The sequence below is a fragment of the uncultured Limimaricola sp. genome, from assembly GCF_964022235.1.
Lineage (GTDB): Bacteria > Pseudomonadota > Alphaproteobacteria > Rhodobacterales > Rhodobacteraceae > Limimaricola.
This window is the reverse complement of sequence record NZ_CAXHZL010000016.1, coordinates 36,659-54,830: the sequence shown is the minus strand read 5'-3', so window position 1 is coordinate 54,830 and position 18,172 is coordinate 36,659. Positions and strand designations below refer to the sequence as shown.

The window sequence follows — 18,172 nt, the reverse complement described above, 5'->3', positions numbered from 1 at the left end:
TGCATCAACTCTCGAATACGCGAATTCCGCGCCCTGTCACGATGCCGTGCAATTGGTGCCGTGGCCTTTCTCGTCGCCCGGTCCTAGTATTCGCCCAGAGTGATCTGACGGGCGGACCCCATGCACAGCACTGACATCGCGCGCGCCGATCCGGCGCATCTCATCGCCTGCCCGCAGTGCGACGCGATCTACCGCGCGCGGATGCCGGGGCTAGGTGAACGCGCGGTCTGTGCGCGCTGCCACACCGTGTTGATCGCGCCACGCAAGCGCGCGGGCATGATCATCATCATGCTCTCCGCCGCTTCGCTGATCCTCGTGCTGGGCGCGGTCTGGTTTCCGTTCCTCAAGATCAGCCGACAGGGTTTCGTCAACGAAGCGACGCTGCTCGACGCGGCGCTGAGCTTTACCGGCGGGCCGCTGCTGCTGCTGTCTCTGGCAGTGACCGCTCTGATCGTTCTGGTGCCGCTGGCGCGCGCGATCCTGACCATCTACGTGCTCGGACCCCTGGTGTTCGACCGGCCCGCGCCACCGGGGGCGCTGCGGCTCTTTGCCTTGGCCGAGGCGCTGCGTCCGTGGTCGATGGCCGAAATCTTCGCGCTGGGCTGCGCCGTGGCGCTGGTCAAGGTGGCCGACCTCGCGCATCTGAGCTTCGGCCCTGCGTTCTGGATGTTCGCTGCGCTCGTGTTTCTTACGGTGATCCACGACCGCTGGATGTGCCGCTGGTCGGTCTGGGAGGCGCTGGAGCATGGTTACGGCGCGCGTCGCCCCAAGGGGGCGGCGGCATGAGCGACACTGTCACCGATATTCCCGCCATCACCGCCCGCGGGGCGGGGTTGGTGGCCTGCACCCGCTGCACGCGCGTCTGGCCCGCCGAGACGGCCCGTTGCGGTCGATGCGGCAAGGCGCTGGTGTCGCGCGATACCCACAGCCTGAGCCGGGTCTGGGCGTGGTGGGTGGCGGGGGTGCTGTGCTACATTCCAGCCAACCTCTACCCGATGCTGCGCACCCAAGTGCTGTTCACCGTCTCCGAGGACACCATCGTCCAGGGCGCGATCGAGCTTGCCAGCCACGGGGCGGTCTTCGTGGCGCTGATCATCCTCATCGCCTCGGTCGCGATCCCGCTGGGCAAGTTCGCGGCCATCGCATGGCTCGCGACCTCGGTGCGGCGCGGCAGTCATGCATCGCCGCATGCGCGCCACAGGCTTTATGAAATCGTCGAGTATATCGGGCGCTGGTCGATGATCGATGTCTTCGTGGTTGCGATCCTGACGGCGCTGGTGCAGTTGAATCTGGCCGCCTCGATCAAGCCGGGCCCGGCGGCGCTCGCCTTCGCACTTTCGGTGATCTTCACGATGCTCTCCGCCCAAGCCTTCGACCCGCGCCTGATCTGGGATCGCGCGGATGACGACAGCCACGACCGGGCCGCGCGCGCGTGAGCCAAGAGGTCCCTGAGGTGCCGCTCGACGGCCCGCGCCGTTCGCTCGCCAGCCGCGTTTCCGTGGTCTGGCTGGTGCCCATCGGCGCGCTCGCGGTGGCGCTGGGCATCGGCTGGAAGCAGTGGTCGGATCAGGGCCCCCTGATCGAAGTGATCTTCGACGAGGCGGGCGGCGTGCTCGCGGGCGAGACCGAACTGCGCTTTCGCGACGTGGCGGTGGGCTTGGTCGAGGAGGTGGGCTTCACCGAGTCCCTCGACAAGGTCCGTATCGCGATCCGGGTCTCCAAGGACATCGCGCCCTTCATCGACGACGACGCAGAGTTCTGGGTGGTGCGCCCCGAGGTGACGACCGAAGGCGTGTCGGGCCTCGATACCGTGTTGTCCGGCGTCTATCTGCGCGGCCAGTGGGACGGGCGCATGGGTGAGGCGCTGACGAGCTTCGAGGGTCTCGATCACGCGCCGCTCCTCGGCCCCGATCAGCAAGGCATCGAAATTATCCTGCGCGCCACCGAAGGCGTGCTCTCGGGCAACAGCCCGATCCTCTACAAGGGTGTCGAGGCGGGCCGGATCGGTGCGGCAGGCGTGTCGACGGACGGCTTCTACGTCGAAGCGCCGGGCGTGATCTATGCGCCCTATGACAACCTCGTCACCGAAACGACGCGGTTCTGGGATACCTCGGGCTTTTCGGTCAAGATCGGCACCGGCGGCGCCGAGATCGATTTTGACAGCGTCGCGGCGCTGCTCGCCGGCGGTCTGGCCTTCGACACCTTCGTGTCGGGCGCGACGCTGGCCGAGGATGGCCAGATCTTCGAGGTCTATGACGCCGAAGAGACGGCGCGCAATTCGGTCTTCAACACCCCGGATGGTCCCTCGCTGAACCTCGTGGCGGTCTTCGACGGCAACGTCTCGGGCCTCGCCGTGGGGGCGGCGGTCGAACTCGATGGTGTGCGCGTGGGCTCGGTCACCGGACTCAACGGCCTTGTGGACGAAGAGCGGTTCGGCGACCGGGGCGTGCGGCTGCAGACCGTTCTCAACATCCTGCCATCGCGGCTCGGCATGGCCGACGACGGTGGCGTCGAACAGGCGCTGCAATACTTCGTCGACGAGGTGGCCTCGGGGCTCAGGGCCCGGCTCGTGACCGGCTCGATCCTCACCGGCGGCCTCAAGGTGCAGTTGATCGACGTGCCCGGCGTCGAGCCGGCGGTGCTTGACGTCGATGCGCTGCCCTATCCATCGGTGCCGGTGACCGGCAGCGAGATCTCTGACGTGCAGGCGACGGCGCAGGGCACGCTCGATCGGATCAACAACCTGCCGATCGAGGAACTGCTCGCCTCGGCCACCAGCTTTCTCGAGAATTCGGCCCGGCTGATCGGCTCCGAGGATCTGCAGCAGACGCCGGGCGACGTGCGCGCGCTGCTGGACGACATTCGCGGCTTCGTCGGCTCGGACGAGGTGCAGGCGGTGCCCGGTCAGATCGGTGTCGTGATGAGCGAGATCGAACTCGCCGTGGCCGATGTCCGGCTGATCCTCGACGACGTGCGCGAGGCCGAGGCGGTGCGCCGCATTCTCGATGCTGTGGATGGCGCCACGGCGGTGACCGCCGATCTCGACACGGCGCTGGACGGCGTGCCCGAGCTGATCGGCAACCTCAATCGCGTCGCGGAAACCGCAGCCGAGCTGCCGCTCGATCAGCTCCTGACCCAAGTGTCCGGCTTGGCCGAGGAGGCCCGCGCGCTTGTAGGCGCACAAGAGACGCAGGCCCTACCGGGCCGCGTGAACGCGCTCTTGGCCGAGCTGGAGGGTGGCACCGCCGAGGCACGTACGCTCATCGCCGGGCTCAATGAGCAGCAAGCGGTGACGCGGCTTTTGGATACGGTGGACGCGGCAGGCGCCGCCGTCGCCACGCTCGACGCCTCGCTTGCGGGCGTGCCGCAGCTGGTGAGCCGGATCGACACGCTCGTCGCCACTGCAAACGAGCTGCCGCTCGAGGCGCTCCTGTCCGAGGTGAGCGGCCTTGCCGGGGCTGCGCGCGGCCTGATCGATACCGACGATGCGCGCGCTCTGCCGGGCCGCGTCAATACGCTTCTGGCCGAGCTGGAAACCGGCACGGCCGAAGCGCGCACGCTCATCGCCAGCCTCAACGAGGAGCAAGGCGTCGCTCGGCTGCTCGACACGGTCGATGCGGCGGGCAGGGCGGCAACGACGCTCGACGCTTCGCTCGCGGGCGTGCCGCAGTTGATCGAGCGGATCGACGCGGTGGCCGCGATGGCGCAGGATCTGCCCGTGGACGCGTTGCTCGACCGCGTGTCGGGACTGGCGCAGGATGCCCGTGCCCTGATCGGCACCGAGGCCGCACGCGCGCTGCCGGGCCAGATCGGCATGCTCGCGGGCGAGCTGGAGCTTGGCGTCGCCGAGGCGCGCACGCTTCTGGCCGAGGTCAACGAAGGGGGCGGCGGTGCCAGCCTTGTCGCGGCGCTGGAAAGTGCTGCGGGGGCGGCAGACTCGCTGGACCGCTCGCTTGCGGGAGCGCCGCAGCTTATCGACAGCCTCAACGCCGTGGCGGGCAAGGCCGCCGACCTGCCGCTCGAGGTGCTCGTCGCCGAGACCACCAGCCTCATCAACAGCGCCGACCGGATCCTCAAGCAGGACACGGCCCGAGCGCTGCCGGGCGAGCTCAACGGCGCGCTGGAGCAGTTGCGCGTGATCCTTGGCCAAGTGAGCGAGGGCGGCGTGGTCGAGAACGCCAACGCCACCTTCGCCTCGGCCGCCAACGCTGCCGACCGCTTGGCCGAGGCTGCACGCACGCTGCCCTCGCTGGTCAGCCGCGCCGAGGCGCTGCTGGTCACGTCGAACGGCACGGTCGCCACCATCGGCGACGGCACCGAGCCCGCGCTGCGCGATCTGCGTGCCGCGTTGCGCGACGTTTCCAAGGCCGCCGAGGCGGTGGGCTCTCTCGCCCGCGCCATCGAACGCCGCCCCAATTCGCTTCTGACAGGACGCTAGGCCATGATGAACCGTACCACTCTCGCCGTGGCCCTTCTGGTCGGTCTCGCCGCCTGCGGCGGGCCGGAGCTGCGCTACGCGGTGCCGCAGGTCGTGCCGACGGAAAAGGTCTCCATCGCATTTGCCTCGGTCGAGCTGCGCGAGATCACCCTGCCGACCTATGCGGCGCTCGAAGAGATCTACATCGAGACGCCCGAGGGGGTGATCACCCCCGCCGAGGATCTGCTCTGGGCCGACGACCCGGTGCGCGCCGCGACGCTGGAGCTGTCGCGCGCGCTCAGGCTTTCGACCGGGGCGCGCGTGGCCTCGGAGCCATGGCCCTTCGACGATTTTGCCGAAGCCCGTGTCGAAGTGCGGGTCGAGGAATTCCTCGCCGATGCGCAGGGGCGCTTCAAGGTGGCGGGGCAGTACTTTGTGGCGACCCGCGATGCGCTGGGGCGTGACCGCGCCGAGACCTTCGAGATCGCGGTGCCGATCCCGCAAGCCTCAGGCGCCAGCGGCGTCGCGGCGGCGCGGGCGACCGCGATGACGCAGCTTGCGCAGATCATCGCAAAGACCGGGCTGCGCTGAGAAATACCGGGTCGGGCGAACGAGAACATCCGATTGCTTCGGTGGGGTCGGCGCCCCAAGTGACCGGCCCACGACGTCAAGGCGACACAAGGCGGAGATATCGCATGGGCAAGCTGTTCGACGTTCAAAGTCCTTTTTTCATTCCGCTGTACCGGCGGGTGCTCGTGGTCGCGTTGACCTTGGCCTGGGCGATTGTCGAGTTGTCGCGGGGCTCAGTCGGCTGGGCCGCGCTCTTTGCCGCGGCCGGGCTCTGGTGCGCCTACCAGTTCTTTGTGGTCTTCGATCCACCCGAGGACGAGACCGACGACAAGCTCTGAGATGACGGCCATCTCTCATGCCGCTCTGGACGCAAGCGAGACCGCGCTAGCTCCTTGTTTCGACAGCTAGTCCGAGACGAGGAGACCGCCGATGATCGCCGCCTACCAGCCCCAAGGCACGGGCCTTGCCCTATTGTCCGAAGGGCACGGCCTCGAGAGCGCGATCTGGATCGACCTGCTCTGGCCCGATGCGGCGGAGACGGCGGCGATCGAGGCTCTGGGGATCAACGTGCCCTCGCTCGAGGACATGGAGGAGATCGAGATCTCCAACCGCCTGCACCGCGAGGGCGATTGTCAGGTGATGACGGTAATGCTGCCCGGACGCGACGATGAGGGGCGGCAGTTCTCGGCCCCCGTGACCTTCCTTCTGACGCCCGAGCGGCTGGTGACGGTGCGCCACCACCGGCCGCGCCCCTTCGAGACCTTTTCCACCCGCGCCGAGAGGTCGAGCGCCGGATCGGGCACGCCGGTGCGCATCTTCCTCGGGCTGGTCGAGGAGATCATCGCGCGGCAGGCCGATCTCCTGGAGGCCACGGGGCGCGTGCTCGACCGGGTGGCGAGCGAGGTCTACGGCGAGGAAATGAACGATGTCGACGGTCTGCGGCTGGCGCTGCGCGACATCGGCCAACAGGGCGAGCTGACCGCCAAGGTGCGTCTGGCGCTGTTCACGATGGAGAGGATGCTGTCGACTTTCATCGTCTGGAACGGCACGATGAAGCACCGCGACCCGCAGATCGGCACGCTGGCCAAGGCGCAGATGCGCGACATCAACGCGCTTGAGGTGCATCTTGATTTCCTCAACAGCCGCGTGGCCTTGGCCACCGACGCGACGCTAGGCATGATCAATCTCGACGAGAACGCGGTGGTGCGCACGCTGTCGGTCGTGGCGGCGCTGTTTCTGCCGCCAACGCTGATCGCGTCTATCTACGGGATGAACTTTGCCAACATGCCCGAGTTGAACGAGCCCTACGCCTATTACATCGCGCTCGGCGCGATGGTGGCGTCGGCGGTGGGCACATGGGTCTGGTTCAAGACCAAGGGCTGGCTCTGAGACGAAGGGCCCCGCCGCGCCTGCGGCGGGGCCCTTCGTCTCAGGTGATGACGTTCGGCGCGTCGCGGCCGGTATGGGCCTTGATACCCGCGATTCCATCGGCGGCGGCGATGATCGAGGCCAGCGCTTCCTGCGGATCGCGGTCGGTCTTGGACGCATCGGTTTCAAGCGATTCGAGGTAGACGCGCAGCGTCGCCCCCTCCGTGCCGGTGCCCGATAGGCGGAACACGACGCGGCCGCCGTCCTCGAAGGCCACGCGCAGCCCCTGCGCCGCGGAATGGCTGCCATCGACCGGGTCGTCGTAGGAGAACTCGTCTGCGGTCTTCACGGTCAGACCGGCAAAGCTCTGACCCGGCAGGCTGCCCAGCTTGCCGCGCAACTCGGTCATCAGTGCGTTCGCACGATCGCTCTCGACATCCTCGTAATCGTGCCGCGAGTAGTAGTTGCGCCCGTACTCGGCATAGTGCTCGGCAAGCAGCTCCTTCACGCCTTTCTTGGTCTCGGCCAAGATGTTGAGCCACAATAGCACCGCCCAGAGCCCGTCCTTTTCGCGCACGTGGTCCGATCCGGTCCCGGCGCTCTCCTCGCCGCACAGCGTCGCCTTGCCGGCGTCGAGCAGGTTGCCGAAGAACTTCCAGCCGGTCGGCGTCTCGTAACAGGCGATGCCCTTCTTCTGGGCCACGCGGTCGACGGCGGCGGAGGTCGGCATGGAGCGCGCGACACCCTTGAGCCCGCTCTTGTAGGCCGGGGCGAGATGGGCGTGCGCGGCAAGCAGCGCGAGGCTGTCGGAGGGGGTGACGTAGACGCCGCGCCCCATGATCATGTTGCGGTCGCCGTCGCCGTCCGAGGCCGCGCCGAAGTCGGGCGCGGCACCGGCCATCATCGTGTCCACCAGCTCCTTGGCCCAGATCGGGTTCGGATCGGGGTGGCCGCCACCGAAATCGGGCGAGGGGGTGGCGTTGACGACCGAGCCCGACGCCGCCCCGAGGCGGTTTTCGAGGATCTCGACCGCGTAAGGCCCGGTCACGGCGTGCATCGCGTCGAAGCTCAGGCGGAAGCCGCCTGCAAGCAGCGCACGGATCGCGTCGAAATCGAACAGATCCTCCATGAGGGCCGCGTAATCTGCCACCGGATCGACCACTTCAATTTCCATCTCGCCCAGGCTGGTGACGCCGGGGCTGGAGAGGTCGATGTCTTGAGACTCGATGATGCGGTAGCGGGTCAGCCCTTGGGTCGCGGCAAAGATCTTGTCGGTGATGGTCTCGGGCGCGGGGCCGCCGTTGGGGGTGTTGTACTTCAGGCCGAAGTCGGCGTCCGGGCCGCCGGGGTTATGGCTGGCCGAAAGGATCAGCCCGCCATCGGTGCCGCGCTTGCGAATGAGATGCGAGGCGGCGGGCGTCGACAGGATCGCGTCCTGACCGATGATCACGCGCTTGGCACCGTTGGCTGCGGCCATGCGCAGGATCACCTGACTTGCGCGGTCGTTGAAATAGCGCCCGTCGCCGCCGACGACGAGGCTCTTGCCCTCGATGCCGCCGATGCCGTCGAAGATCGACTGCACGTAGTTCTCGAGGAAGTGCGGCTCCATGAAGGTGCGGGTCTTCTTACGCAGCCCGCTGGTGCCGGGCTTTTGGCCCTGAATGGGTTTGGTGTTCACCGTGATCTGTTGCACTGGTTCAATCTCCTCGGCTTGCGGGTTCGGGCGGGGGGTCCTGTGAGGGCTCCAGCACCATGGCGACGACGGAACGGCCCCGGATACGGGTGCGTCCCTCATGCGGGCGCGGGGCGGCGCCGGGCCGGGCGCTGTCGATGTGGCGCACCCAGACATGGTCTTCGGGCGGGGCAGGCAGGGTGACGAAACACGGCCCACCGTTGTTGATGACGATGAAAAGCGCGTATTCCAGCGCCGCATAATCGGGCGTGCCCGACGCGGTGCGCATCTCGAAGGCCAGCAGGCGGCGCTCGGGATCGTCCCAGTCGGCCTCGGTCATCGGGCGGCCATCGGCGCGGCGCCAGAAAAGGTCGGTGCGGTTGTCGATCTTCCGGCTGCGCGCGTGCAGGAACCGCTTTTGCCGCAGAATCGGATGCGCGTGACGAAACGCCACGAGATTGCGCACGAAGCTCAGGAATTCGGGGTCGTTGCCGTCCCAGTTCACCCAGCCCAATTCGTTGTTCTGGCAATAGGCGTTGTTGTTGCCCCTTTGGCTGTTGCCCAGCTCGTCGCCCGCGAGGATCATCGGCGTGCCTTGGCTGATCATCAGCGTCGCCAGCATGTTGCGTCGACGCCGCGCGCGCGCGGCCGAAAGCTTTGGATCTTCGGTGGGGCCTTCGACCCCCATGTTGTCGCTGTGGTTGGCCGAATGGCCGTCGCGATTGTTCTCGCCGTTGAGCTTGTTGTGCTTCTCGTTATAGGAAACCACGTCCATCAGCGTGAAGCCGTCATGCGCAGTGAGAAAGTTCACCGACGAGGTGGCGGGGCGGTTGTCGTGGTCGAACTGCTGCGCCGAACCCGAGATGCGGGCGGCCATCTTGCCGATCATGCCGGGCGTGCCGCGCCAGAAGTCGCGCACCTCGTCGCGGAACTTGTCGTTCCATTCCGAAAACGGCGCGGGATAAGCGCCGAGCTGGTAACCGCCCGGTCCGATGTCCCACGGCTCGGCGATGAGCTTCGTGCGACCCAGCACCGGGTCTTGGCGCAGCGCCTGAAAGAACGGGGCGTTGCGGTCGAACCCCGTGGCGCGGCGGCCCAGCGAGGTGCACAGATCGAAGCGGAAACCATCGACCCCCATCACCTCGACCCAGTAGCGCAAGGAATCCATCACCATGCGCAGCACCATCGGATGCTCGATGTTGAGCGTGTTGCCGGTGCCGGTATCGTCGATGTGGTAGCGCCGGTTCTCGGCCAGCCGATAATAGCTGGCGTTGTCGAGGCCCCGGAACGACAGGGTGGGGCCCATCTGATTGCCCTCGCCGGTGTGGTTGTAGACCACGTCGAGGATCACCTCGATCCCCGCCGAGTGGAAACGGTCGACCATGGCGCGAAACTCGGCGATGTCGTGGCTCGCGAGATAGCGCGGCTCCGGCGCGAAGAAGCCGATCGACTGGTAGCCCCAGTAGTTCGACAAGCCCTTTTCGACCAGGAAGCGGTCGTTGACGAAGGCGTGCACCGGCAGAAGCTCGATCGCGGTGACGCCGAGCCGACCCAGATGGTCGATGATCTTGTCTGAGGCAAGGCCCTGAAACCGCCCCCGGCTCGCGATGTCGGGCCGGTCGGCGGTGAGGCCTGCGACATGCGCCTCGTAGATCACCGTGTCGGCCATGGGGCGATCTGGGTGGCGCGCGGGTAGCAGCTTGGAGGTGTTGCAGACCACCGCGCGCGGCATGTAGGGCGCGCTGTCGCGGGTGTCATAGCTCAGATCGCCCAGGCGCGAACGCGTGTCGTAGCCGTGCAGCGCGTCGTGCCAGATCGCGTGACCGCTGATCTGGCGCGCATAGGGGTCGAGCAGAAGCTTATTGGGGTTGAAGCGATGACCCTCGTCGGGGCGGTACGGCCCATGCGCGCGAAAGCCGTAGTGCTGACCGGGCTTTAGCCCGGGCACGTAGCAATGCCAGACATGGCCCTCGCGCTCGGGCATGTCGATGCGCGCGGTCTCGCGGCCAAATCGCTCGAACAGGCACAGCTGCATGCGCGTGGCGTTCTGGCTGAAAACGGCGAAATTGACGCCGCCCGCATCGGGCGTGGCGCCGAGCGGGTGAGGCCGTCCGGCGCTGATCCGTGTTCTGGTGCTCATGCCGTGGCGATAGCATCCCGGTAGAGCGCCGCATAGGCCCTCGCCGAGCTGGACCACCCCACTGGCTGGCGCATCGCGTTGGCCTGCATCTGCGCCCAGGTGTCGGCTTCGGCGTAGAGGTCGCACAACCGGTCGAGCGTTACCGCGAGCGGATCGGCCGACACGGGGTGAAACTGCAGCCCCGTGGCGACGCCTCGGTCGATCGCGGCGGGCGAGGCGTTGATCACCGTGTCGGCCAGCCCTCCAGTGAGCGCCACGAGCGGGATCGTGCCATAGCGCAGGCCGTAAAGCTGCGTCAGCCCGCAAGGCTCGAAGCGCGACGGCACGAGGATCGCGTCCGACCCGGCAATGAGCCGGTGCGACAGCGCCTCGTCATAGCCGATACGCACCGCGACGCCGTCTTCGCGCGCGGCATCGAGAAAGGCGTTCTCCAAGGCCCTGTCGCCCGAGCCAAGCAGCGCCAGCTGACCGCCGCGCTCCAGCAAGGCGGGTAGGGCGGTGAGCAGCAGATCGAGGCCCTTTTGCTCAGTGAGGCGCGACACCACGCAGCACAGCGGCCCGGAGGCTTCGGGCAGGCCCATCTCGGCGCGCAAGGCGGCACGGCTCGCGGCCTTGCCCGCCGGGTGATGATAGGTTTCGGCGATATGCGGGTCCGTGGCGGGGTTCCACGCACTCTCATCGATGCCGTTGAGAATGCCCGACAGGTCGCGTCGCCGCGCCCGCATCACCCCGTCGAGCCCCATGCCGAACTCGGGCCGCATCAGTTCGGCGGCATAGGTGGGCGAGACGGTGGTAAGCCGGTCGGCACGCATCAGACCGGCTTTCAACGCCGACAGCTTTCCGTAATATTCGAAGCCTTCGGCATGAAACCGCGACCGCGGCAGGCGCAGCGTTTCGATCATGTGGTGACCGGTGAGACCCTGAAAGGCGATGTTGTGGATCGTCAGGATCGTGGCGCAGCGCCCGCCCATCTGTGCGAGGTAGTCGGGCACGAAGCCCGCTTGCCAATCGTGGCAATGCAACACATCCGGCCGCCACTCGTGGCCGTCGAAGGTTACCCCCTCGGTGCCGATCCGCGCGGCAAGAAGGCTCAGCGCCGCGAAGCGTTGCGGGTTGTCGGGCCAGTCGTTGCCGTCGGCGCCAAGGTAGATCGAACCCTCGCGCATGTAGAGATGCGGGGCGTCGATCACGAAGAGGTCGAGCCCGGCGGCCCGGCCCGCGAGCACGCGCGCCGGGCCGCCGAAAAGCGCGGTCTCCGTCATCACCTGAACCGCGCCGGGATCGAGAGCGGCCATCACTGCCGGGTAGCCCGGCAGGATGGTGCGCATCTCGACGCCCTCGGCGCGCAGGGCGGCGGGCAGGGCGCCCGCCACATCGGCGAGCCCGCCGGTCTTGACCAGCGGCGCGCATTCGGAGGCGACGGAGAGAACCCGCGTCACAGGGAGGCGGCCCGCTTGTCGAGCATCGACTGGGTGATCAGCGTCACGCCGCCCTCGGTGACGCGGAAGTGCTTCGCGTCCTCTTCGGGGTCTTCGCCCACCACAAGGCCTTCGGGGATTTTCACGCCCGCGTCGATCACCGCGTTCCTCAGCCGCGCGTGGCGCGCCACGTTGACGTAAGGCAGCACCACGGTGTGATCGAGCACCGAGTAGGAGTTGGTGTGCACCTGCGTGAACAGCAGCGAATTGCGCACCTCGGTGCCCGAGATGATGCAGCCGCCCGAGACCATGGAGGAGACGGCCGAGCCGCGCCGGTCCTTTTCGTCATGAATGAACTTGGCCGGTGGCGCGCTCTCGGAATAGGTCCAGATCGGCCAATCGCGGTCCCACAGATTCAGTTCGGGATCGAAGTTGGTCATGTCGATGTTGGCCTGCCAGAAGGCATCGACCGTGCCAACGTCGCGCCAATAGGCTTCGCGCCCTTCGGCCCGCACGCAAGAGTCGTCGAAGCGATGCGCCATCGCCTTGCCGTTCTTGACGATGTCGGGAATGAGATCGGTGCCGAAGTCGTGGCTGGAGTTGTCATCCTCGGCGTCGCGCGTCAGCAGGTCGCGCAGGAACGGCCACGAGAAGACATAGATGCCCATCGAGGCCAGCGCCTTGTCGGGCTGTCCGGGGATCGAGGGCGGGTCCGCCGGTTTCTCTAGGAACGAGGTGATGCGGCTGTTCTCGTCGACATGCATCACGCCGAAGGCCACCGCTTCCATGCGCGGCACCGTGAGACAGCCGATGGTCACGTCGGCGCCTGAATCCACATGCTGCTGGAGCATGAGTTCGTAATCCATCTTGTAGATATGGTCACCCGCGAGGATCACCACGTAGTCGACGTCATAGCCGTCGACGATGTCGATGTTCTGCGTCACGGCATCGGCCGTGCCGCGGTACCACATGCTTTCGCTCACCCGTTGGGAGGCGGGGAGGATATCGAGAAATTCGTTGCGCTCGGCGCGGAAAAAGCTCCAGCCGCGCTGGCAGTGCCGGATCAGGCTATGTGCCTTGTACTGGGTTGCCACGGCCATCTTGCGGATGCCCGAGTTCATGGCGTTGGAGAGCGCGAAGTCGATGATCCGCGCCTTGCCGCCAAAATACACGGCCGGTTTCACACGGCGATCCGTCAGTTCGCGAAGTCGGGAGCCGCGTCCGCCGGCCAGCACGAATGCCATGGAGCGTTGGGATAGTCTGCGGTGGGTATGTTGCATGATGACGGGCCTCCCTGTCCCGTGTCCTCGTTAACCAACCCGGTACACCACCCCCTACGGGACGCGGGTCACTCGCTTGTGAGCATAGGGCAGAATCCATACCCCGCAACGACCAAAAACGCTTTGGAAGGCACGGATTTTGCCCGTCTTTTTATAATAGGCGCGTTGGAAACCGGTTCCGGGTCGTCGAAGGTCAATCGGCGCTGCGCCGCTGAACCGGTTGCGGCGGCCGGCTCTCGTAGGAGGGGCGCAGCACCAGATCGGCGGGCAGGATGCGTTCGATCACGCGCTGGGCGTTGGGCACATCGTTGTGCATCGCACGTTGTGTCGCCGCCGTACGGCTCAACCCGTGGCCGAGCCAGCGCGCGATGAGGCGGGCGCGCAATTCCGGAAGCGGCACGTCGAGAAAGGCCGAGACATCCCACAGGCGGGCCAACTCGGACCATGGTGCTTCGTCGAACAGCAGGTAATTGCCCTCGACGATCACCACCTGTGCGTCGGCCTCGACCAGCTGCGCGCCGGCGATGGCAATGTCGCGGGCCCGGTCGAACACCGGGGCCACGACTTCCTCGCCGCGCGCCAGACGCTTGATCAAGAGCAGAAAGCCGCGTGCATCAAAGGTCTCCGGCGCGCCCTTGCGGGTGCGAAGCCCCCACAGGTCGAGCACGCCGTTGTCGAGGTGGAACCCGTCCATCGGCACGATCCGCGCCACGAGCTTCTGCCGCTCGAGCCGACGTGCCAGCTCGGTGGCGAGGGTCGACTTGCCGCTCCCGGGCGCGCCGGCGATGCCGACGATCACCCGAGGCTTGCGTCCGGCCAGGTCGTGAACCCGGTCGGCCAGGGCATTGATGTGCGAAGTCACGTCGAGCAAGCGCGCCTCATCTGGGTTGTCGACCGTCAAGCGGTCTCGAACTCGGTCTCCGGGACCTTCGCCCCCGTCATATAGGCAACCGCGTCGGACATCGAATGATTCTTGGGGTCGATGACACACAGGCGTTGGCCCAGACGGTGAACGTGGATCCGGTCGGCCAGCTCGAAGACATGCGGCATGTTGTGGCTGATCAGGATGATCGGGATGCCGCGCGACTTTACGTCGAGGATCAATTCGAGCACGCGGCGGCTCTCCTTGACGCCGAGCGCCGCCGTGGGTTCGTCGAGGATGATCACGCGCGAGCCGAAGGCCGCGGCGCGGGCCACGGCGACGCCCTGCCTCTGGCCGCCCGACAGCGTCTCGACCGCCTGGTTGATGTTCTGGATCGTCATCAGCCCAAGGTCGTTGAGCTTGTCTCGGGCGAACTTCTCCATCGCGGGCCGGTCGAGCTGGCGCATCCATTTGCCCCGGAATCCCGGTTTGCGCAGCTCGCGTCCCATGAACATGTTATCGGTGATCGACAGCGCCGGCGACATGGCGAGCTGCTGGTAGACCGTCTCGATCCCGGCGTGGCGCGCGTCGTTCGGCGAGGCGAAGTGCACCGGCTTGCCATCGAGCGTGACCTCGCCCTCGTCGGGGATCACGGCGCCGGAGAGCGCCTTGATCAAGGTGGATTTTCCGGCACCGTTGTCACCGATCACCGCGAGGATCTCGCCCGGATAGAGGTCGAAGTCGCAATGATCGAGCGCGACCACCTTGCCATAGCGCTTTACGAGGTTGCGGCCCTTGAGAATGGGTTCACGTTGCAGCTGGGTCATGCCGACACCTTCCTGATCCACTGGTCCACGGCCACGGCGGCGATGATCAGCACGCCGATGAAGAAATAGGTCCACTGCGCATCAGCACCGAGGAGACGAAGCCCTAGGGAGAACACGCCGACGATCAGCGCGCCAAACAGCGATCCCATGATCGAGCCGCGCCCGCCGAAGAGCGAGATGCCACCGATCACCACGGCGGTGATGCTTTCGATGTTGGCGTCATAGCCGGAGGTCGGAGAGACCGAGCCGATGCGACCGATGAGAGCCCAGCCGGCGAAGGCGCAGATCAGGCCCGACAGCATGTATACCGAGATCAGCGTGCGTCCGACGTTGACGCCCGACAGCTGCGCGGCCTCGGCATCGTCGCCCAGCGCATAAACATGGCGGCCCCAAGCAGTGTGACGCAGCACCCAACCGAGCACCACGATCAGCGCGATCATGAACACCACGCCCACGGTGAACACCGCGCCGCCGATCGAGAACTTGGTCCCGAAGAGCTGCAGGATCGGTGCCGCGGCCTCGATGTCCTGGGCGCGGATCGTCTCGTTGGCCGAGTAGAGGTAGTTGGTGGCGAGGAAAATCTGCCAAGTGCCCAGCGTCACGATGAAGGGCGGCAGCTTCATGCGCGCGACCAGCCAGCCGTTGAGAAAGCCGCAGGCGGTGCCGACGGCAAGGCCGCAGGCCACGGCAATCGGCGCGGGGATGCCATAGCGGAAGGTGAATTGGCCCATCACCACCGAGCTCAGCACCATGATCGCGCCGACCGAGAGGTCGATGCCCGCGGTCAGGATCACGAGGCTCTGTGCGGCGGCGACGATGCCGACGATCTGAACCTGCTGCAAGATGAGCGTCAGCGCGAAGGGCGAGAAGAAGCGCGAGCCCAAGAGCACACCGAAGACCACGATCGAAGCGACGAGAACGATCAGCGGTACCAGCGCCGGTGTCACATGCAGCGCGTGTTGCACCCGTTGCAGGGCGCTTGGCTTGTGGGTCTTGAACTCGGCGACGGCTTCGGCGCGTTTCTCTCGCACCGAGGCTTCGTAATGGTCTGTATCTGTTGGCATGGTGCGCCCCTCCCGTGGCGTACGTCGGGGCCGCGCCTTCGAGAAAAGCACGGCTCTCGTGAGCGGGGCGGGCACTGGGGCCCGCCCCGTCAGGGTCATCCTGCGCCCCATGGGGGGCGCAGGCCAAATTGTTTGTGACGCTAGGTCAGCCCCAGCAGAGATCCTGGCCCTCTTCGACCGAGACCGACTCCACACCGTCGACGGGGGTGTCGGTGACCAGCTTCACACCGGTATCATAGAAATCCTTACCTTCGGTGTTCTCGGGCAAGGTGCCGTCTTCGGCAAACTGCGCGATCGCCTCGACGCCGAGTTTCGCCATCTGCAGCGGGTACTGCTGCGAGGTGGCGCCGATGATGCCGTCGGCGACGTTGGCTACACCGGGGCAGCCGCCATCGACCGAGACGATCAGAACGTCGTTCTCACGGCCAAAGGACTTCAGCGCCTCATAGGCACCGGCGGCGGCAGGCTCATTGATTGTATAGACCACGTTGATCTCGGGATCCTTGGCGAGGAGGTTCTCCATCGCCGTGCGGCCACCTTCCTCGTTGCCGGCGGTCACGTCGTTGCCGACAATGCGCGGGTCGTCCTCGTCGCCGATGACGTTTACGTCCTTCGTGTCGATCCCGAAACCTGTCAGGAAACCCTGATCGCGCAGCACGTCCACCGATGGCTGGCTCACGGCGAGATCGAGCAGGGCGATCTTGGCGTTGGCCGCCTCGTCGCCGAGCTGCGCCGCGGCCCACTGGCCGATCAGCTCACCGGCCTTGAAGTTGTCGGTGGCGAAGGTCGCGTCGGCGGCGTCGATCGGATCGAGTGGCGTGTCGAGCGCGATCACCAGAAGGCCCGCATCGCGGGCCTGCTCGACCGCCGAGACGATGGCCGAGGTGTCCGAGGCGGTGATCAGGATACCCGAGGCACCGTTGGCGATGCAGGTCTCGATCGCGTCGACCTGAGTTTCGTGGTCGCCGTCGACGTTGCCGGCATAGGAGTTGAGCGTGATGCCCAGCTCTTCGGCGGCCTGCTCGGCGCCTTCGCGCATCTTCACGAAAAAGGGATTGGTGTCTGTCTTGGTGATCAGACAGGCGGAGACATCCGCCATGTGGCTCTCGGCCTGAGCGGCTCCGGCGGCGGCGATCAGGGCAAGTGCTGTACCAGCGAAAAGATGTTTCATCGTCATTATCCTCCCAGATGTCACCCGAGGCTCCTCAACCATCGGGATTGCCCATAGGTAATAATGATTCTGACAATCCGTCAATAAATAAATCATGTTGATTTATTAATGGGCATGGAGCCACTATGAGGCAGGGAGGATGGCGGATGGAGAGCTCCGAAGTGCGCAGCCTGGCGGGCGGTGCGAACCAGCGTGGTCTGCGCGATCACAACGAACGGCTGCTGCTGTCGTTGATGCAGCGGCACGGTCCGATGCCCGGCAGCGATCTGGCACGGCTCTCGGGTCTGTCGCCCCAGACCGTTTCGGTCATCCTGCGACATCTCGATGAGGATGGCATGATTTTGCGCGGCGCGCCACAGCGGGGTCGCGTCGGCAAACCGCGCGTGCCGGTCGGGCTCGATCCCGACGGGGCCTTCTCGATCGGGCTCAAGATCGGGCGTCGCAGCGCGGATCTGCTGATCATGGATCTGCACGGGCAGGTGCGCGGCCAGATCCAGGACACCTATGCCTATCCCGACACGGGCCGCGTAATGGGATTTCTGGAGCGCGGCATCGCCGAGTTGGCCGGGCTTTTGCCCGTGCGACTGCGCGACCGCATCGCGGGCATCGGCGTAGCCCGCCCGCACGAGCTTTGGATCTGGCAGGAAACGGTCGGCGCGCCGCCTGCGGCGCTTGATGGCTGGCACGGTTTCGATTTCTCCGAAGAGATCGCGAAGTTCTCCGCGCTCCCGGTCTTCGTCGAGAACGACACCACCGCGGCGTGCCGCGCCGAGCAAGTCTATGGTCGGGGACGCGAATTCCGTGACTATGCGTATTTCTTCATCGGCTCGTTCATCGGCGGTGGAATCGTGCTCAACCATTCCGTGTTCGAGGGCTCGCGCGGCAATGCGGGTGCCATGGGGTCATTGCCAACCCATGATGCCCAAGGACGCCCTGCACAGCTCATCGACACCGCCTCGCTGCATCTCCTCGAACGGCGGTTGGTCGCGGCGGGCCATGATCCGGCGCGGCTCTGGACCCTGCCGCAGGACTGGACCGGCATGGACGAGGTGCTCGAGCCGTGGCTCGACGGGGTGGGGGTCGAACTGGCCCGCGCGGCGGCCACGGTCTGCGCCGTCATCGATTTCGAGGCGGTGCTGATCGACGGCGGCTTTCCGGCCGAGGTGCGCGAGGCGCTGGTCGCGCGGGTTCGTGCGGCGCTGGGCGAGGTCGACCTGCGCGGATTGGTGCCGCCCCGGATCGAGGCCGCCGCCGTGGGTGGCAACGCGCGGGGCCTCGGCGCGGCCTGCGGGCCGGTCTTCGCACAGTTCCTGCTCAACACCCATGCGGGCTTCGCCTCCGTCTGAGGCGCTTGTCAACGGCGGGGCCATGGCCGACAATCGC

Annotated in this window: 15 protein-coding genes; 7 read left to right on the top strand and 8 right to left on the bottom strand. The window is 66.5% G+C overall.

Annotated features, from left to right (window positions below; genetic code table 11):
* Window positions 1-120 precede the first annotated feature (120 nt).
* The 6 genes from AADJ02_RS16810 (at window position 121) to AADJ02_RS16785 (ending at window position 6,376) form a co-directional block, all read left to right on the top strand.
* Window positions 121-786 (top strand): paraquat-inducible protein A, encoded by a 666-nt coding sequence (locus AADJ02_RS16810; RefSeq protein ID WP_341214161.1) that lies wholly within the window; start codon window positions 121-123, stop codon window positions 784-786.
* A complete protein-coding gene (locus AADJ02_RS16805) occupies window positions 783-1,436 on the top strand; it encodes a paraquat-inducible protein A (RefSeq protein WP_341214160.1) in 654 nt (217 codons plus the stop codon). Before AADJ02_RS16810 ends, AADJ02_RS16805 begins: the two co-directional genes overlap by 4 nt.
* Entirely contained in the window at window positions 1,433-4,438 is a 3,006-nt protein-coding gene (locus AADJ02_RS16800) for an MlaD family protein (RefSeq protein WP_341214159.1), read from the top strand. The genes AADJ02_RS16805 and AADJ02_RS16800 overlap by 4 nt, the downstream gene beginning before the upstream one ends.
* Before the next feature lie 3 nt (window positions 4,439-4,441).
* Window positions 4,442-5,008, top strand: a complete 567-nt coding sequence (locus tag AADJ02_RS16795; protein WP_341214158.1) for an ABC-type transport auxiliary lipoprotein family protein — start codon at window positions 4,442-4,444, stop codon at window positions 5,006-5,008.
* Between the two features lie 104 nt (window positions 5,009-5,112).
* Window positions 5,113-5,325, top strand: coding sequence for a hypothetical protein (locus tag AADJ02_RS16790; protein WP_341214157.1), 213 nt, complete (start codon window positions 5,113-5,115; stop codon window positions 5,323-5,325).
* A 91-nt stretch (window positions 5,326-5,416) separates the two neighbouring features.
* Window positions 5,417-6,376: a magnesium transporter CorA family protein gene (locus tag AADJ02_RS16785; RefSeq protein ID WP_341214156.1), complete on the top strand. Its 960-nt coding sequence runs from the start codon at window positions 5,417-5,419 to the stop codon at window positions 6,374-6,376.
* A 40-nt stretch (window positions 6,377-6,416) separates the two neighbouring features.
* Here AADJ02_RS16785 and AADJ02_RS16780 read toward each other — a convergent pair whose 3' ends face one another.
* From AADJ02_RS16780 to AADJ02_RS16745, 8 genes are all read right to left on the bottom strand, one after another.
* Complete coding sequence (locus AADJ02_RS16780) at window positions 6,417-8,048, bottom strand: alpha-D-glucose phosphate-specific phosphoglucomutase (protein WP_341214155.1); 1,632 nt, start codon at window positions 8,046-8,048, stop codon at window positions 6,417-6,419.
* A 4-nt stretch (window positions 8,049-8,052) separates the two neighbouring features.
* On the bottom strand, window positions 8,053-10,167 hold the full coding sequence (glgX, locus tag AADJ02_RS16775; protein WP_341214154.1) for a glycogen debranching protein GlgX: 2,115 nt from the start codon (window positions 10,165-10,167) through the stop codon (window positions 8,053-8,055).
* On the bottom strand, window positions 10,164-11,606 hold the full coding sequence (gene glgA / locus AADJ02_RS16770; RefSeq protein ID WP_341214153.1) for a glycogen synthase GlgA: 1,443 nt from the start codon (window positions 11,604-11,606) through the stop codon (window positions 10,164-10,166). Before glgA ends, glgX begins: the two co-directional genes overlap by 4 nt.
* Complete coding sequence (glgC, locus tag AADJ02_RS16765) at window positions 11,603-12,865, bottom strand: glucose-1-phosphate adenylyltransferase (protein WP_341214152.1); 1,263 nt, start codon at window positions 12,863-12,865, stop codon at window positions 11,603-11,605. The genes glgA and glgC overlap by 4 nt, the downstream gene beginning before the upstream one ends.
* A 193-nt stretch (window positions 12,866-13,058) precedes the next feature.
* Window positions 13,059-13,736 carry a nucleoside/nucleotide kinase family protein gene (locus AADJ02_RS16760; RefSeq protein ID WP_341214151.1) on the bottom strand — a complete coding sequence of 226 codons (678 nt, stop codon included), beginning with the start codon at window positions 13,734-13,736 and terminating at the stop codon, window positions 13,059-13,061.
* Window positions 13,737-13,762: 26 nt separating this feature from the next.
* Window positions 13,763-14,554, bottom strand: coding sequence for an ATP-binding cassette domain-containing protein (locus AADJ02_RS16755; protein WP_341214150.1), 792 nt, complete (start codon window positions 14,552-14,554; stop codon window positions 13,763-13,765).
* Window positions 14,551-15,618 carry an ABC transporter permease gene (locus AADJ02_RS16750; protein ID WP_341214149.1) on the bottom strand — a complete coding sequence of 356 codons (1,068 nt, stop codon included), beginning with the start codon at window positions 15,616-15,618 and terminating at the stop codon, window positions 14,551-14,553. Before AADJ02_RS16750 ends, AADJ02_RS16755 begins: the two co-directional genes overlap by 4 nt.
* Before the next feature lie 145 nt (window positions 15,619-15,763).
* Window positions 15,764-16,789, bottom strand: a complete 1,026-nt coding sequence (locus AADJ02_RS16745) for a sugar ABC transporter substrate-binding protein (protein ID WP_341214148.1) — start codon at window positions 16,787-16,789, stop codon at window positions 15,764-15,766.
* A 146-nt stretch (window positions 16,790-16,935) separates the two neighbouring features.
* Between AADJ02_RS16745 and AADJ02_RS16740 the strand changes: the two genes are divergently transcribed.
* The gene (locus AADJ02_RS16740; RefSeq protein ID WP_341214147.1) at window positions 16,936-18,135 is read left to right on the top strand and encodes an ROK family transcriptional regulator; all 1,200 of its coding nucleotides are present in this window, start codon (window positions 16,936-16,938) and stop codon (window positions 18,133-18,135) included.
* Window positions 18,136-18,172 lie beyond the last annotated feature (37 nt).

Coding starts and splice junctions, on each gene's coding strand:
- AADJ02_RS16810 (WP_341214161.1), top strand. CDS start 121: ATGCACAGCACTGACATCGCGCGCGCCGATCCGGCGCATCTCATCGCC.
- AADJ02_RS16795 (WP_341214158.1), top strand. CDS start 4,442: ATGATGAACCGTACCACTCTCGCCGTGGCCCTTCTGGTCGGTCTCGCC.
- AADJ02_RS16790 (WP_341214157.1), top strand. CDS start 5,113: ATGGGCAAGCTGTTCGACGTTCAAAGTCCTTTTTTCATTCCGCTGTAC.
- glgX (WP_341214154.1), bottom strand. CDS start 10,167: ATGAGCACCAGAACACGGATCAGCGCCGGACGGCCTCACCCGCTCGGC.
- glgC (WP_341214152.1), bottom strand. CDS start 12,865: ATGCAACATACCCACCGCAGACTATCCCAACGCTCCATGGCATTCGTG.
- AADJ02_RS16740 (WP_341214147.1), top strand. CDS start 16,936: ATGGAGAGCTCCGAAGTGCGCAGCCTGGCGGGCGGTGCGAACCAGCGT.
- AADJ02_RS16805 (WP_341214160.1), top strand. CDS start 783: ATGAGCGACACTGTCACCGATATTCCCGCCATCACCGCCCGCGGGGCG.
- AADJ02_RS16785 (WP_341214156.1), top strand. CDS start 5,417: ATGATCGCCGCCTACCAGCCCCAAGGCACGGGCCTTGCCCTATTGTCC.
- AADJ02_RS16745 (WP_341214148.1), bottom strand. CDS start 16,789: ATGAAACATCTTTTCGCTGGTACAGCACTTGCCCTGATCGCCGCCGCC.
- AADJ02_RS16755 (WP_341214150.1), bottom strand. CDS start 14,554: ATGACCCAGCTGCAACGTGAACCCATTCTCAAGGGCCGCAACCTCGTA.
- AADJ02_RS16750 (WP_341214149.1), bottom strand. CDS start 15,618: ATGCCAACAGATACAGACCATTACGAAGCCTCGGTGCGAGAGAAACGC.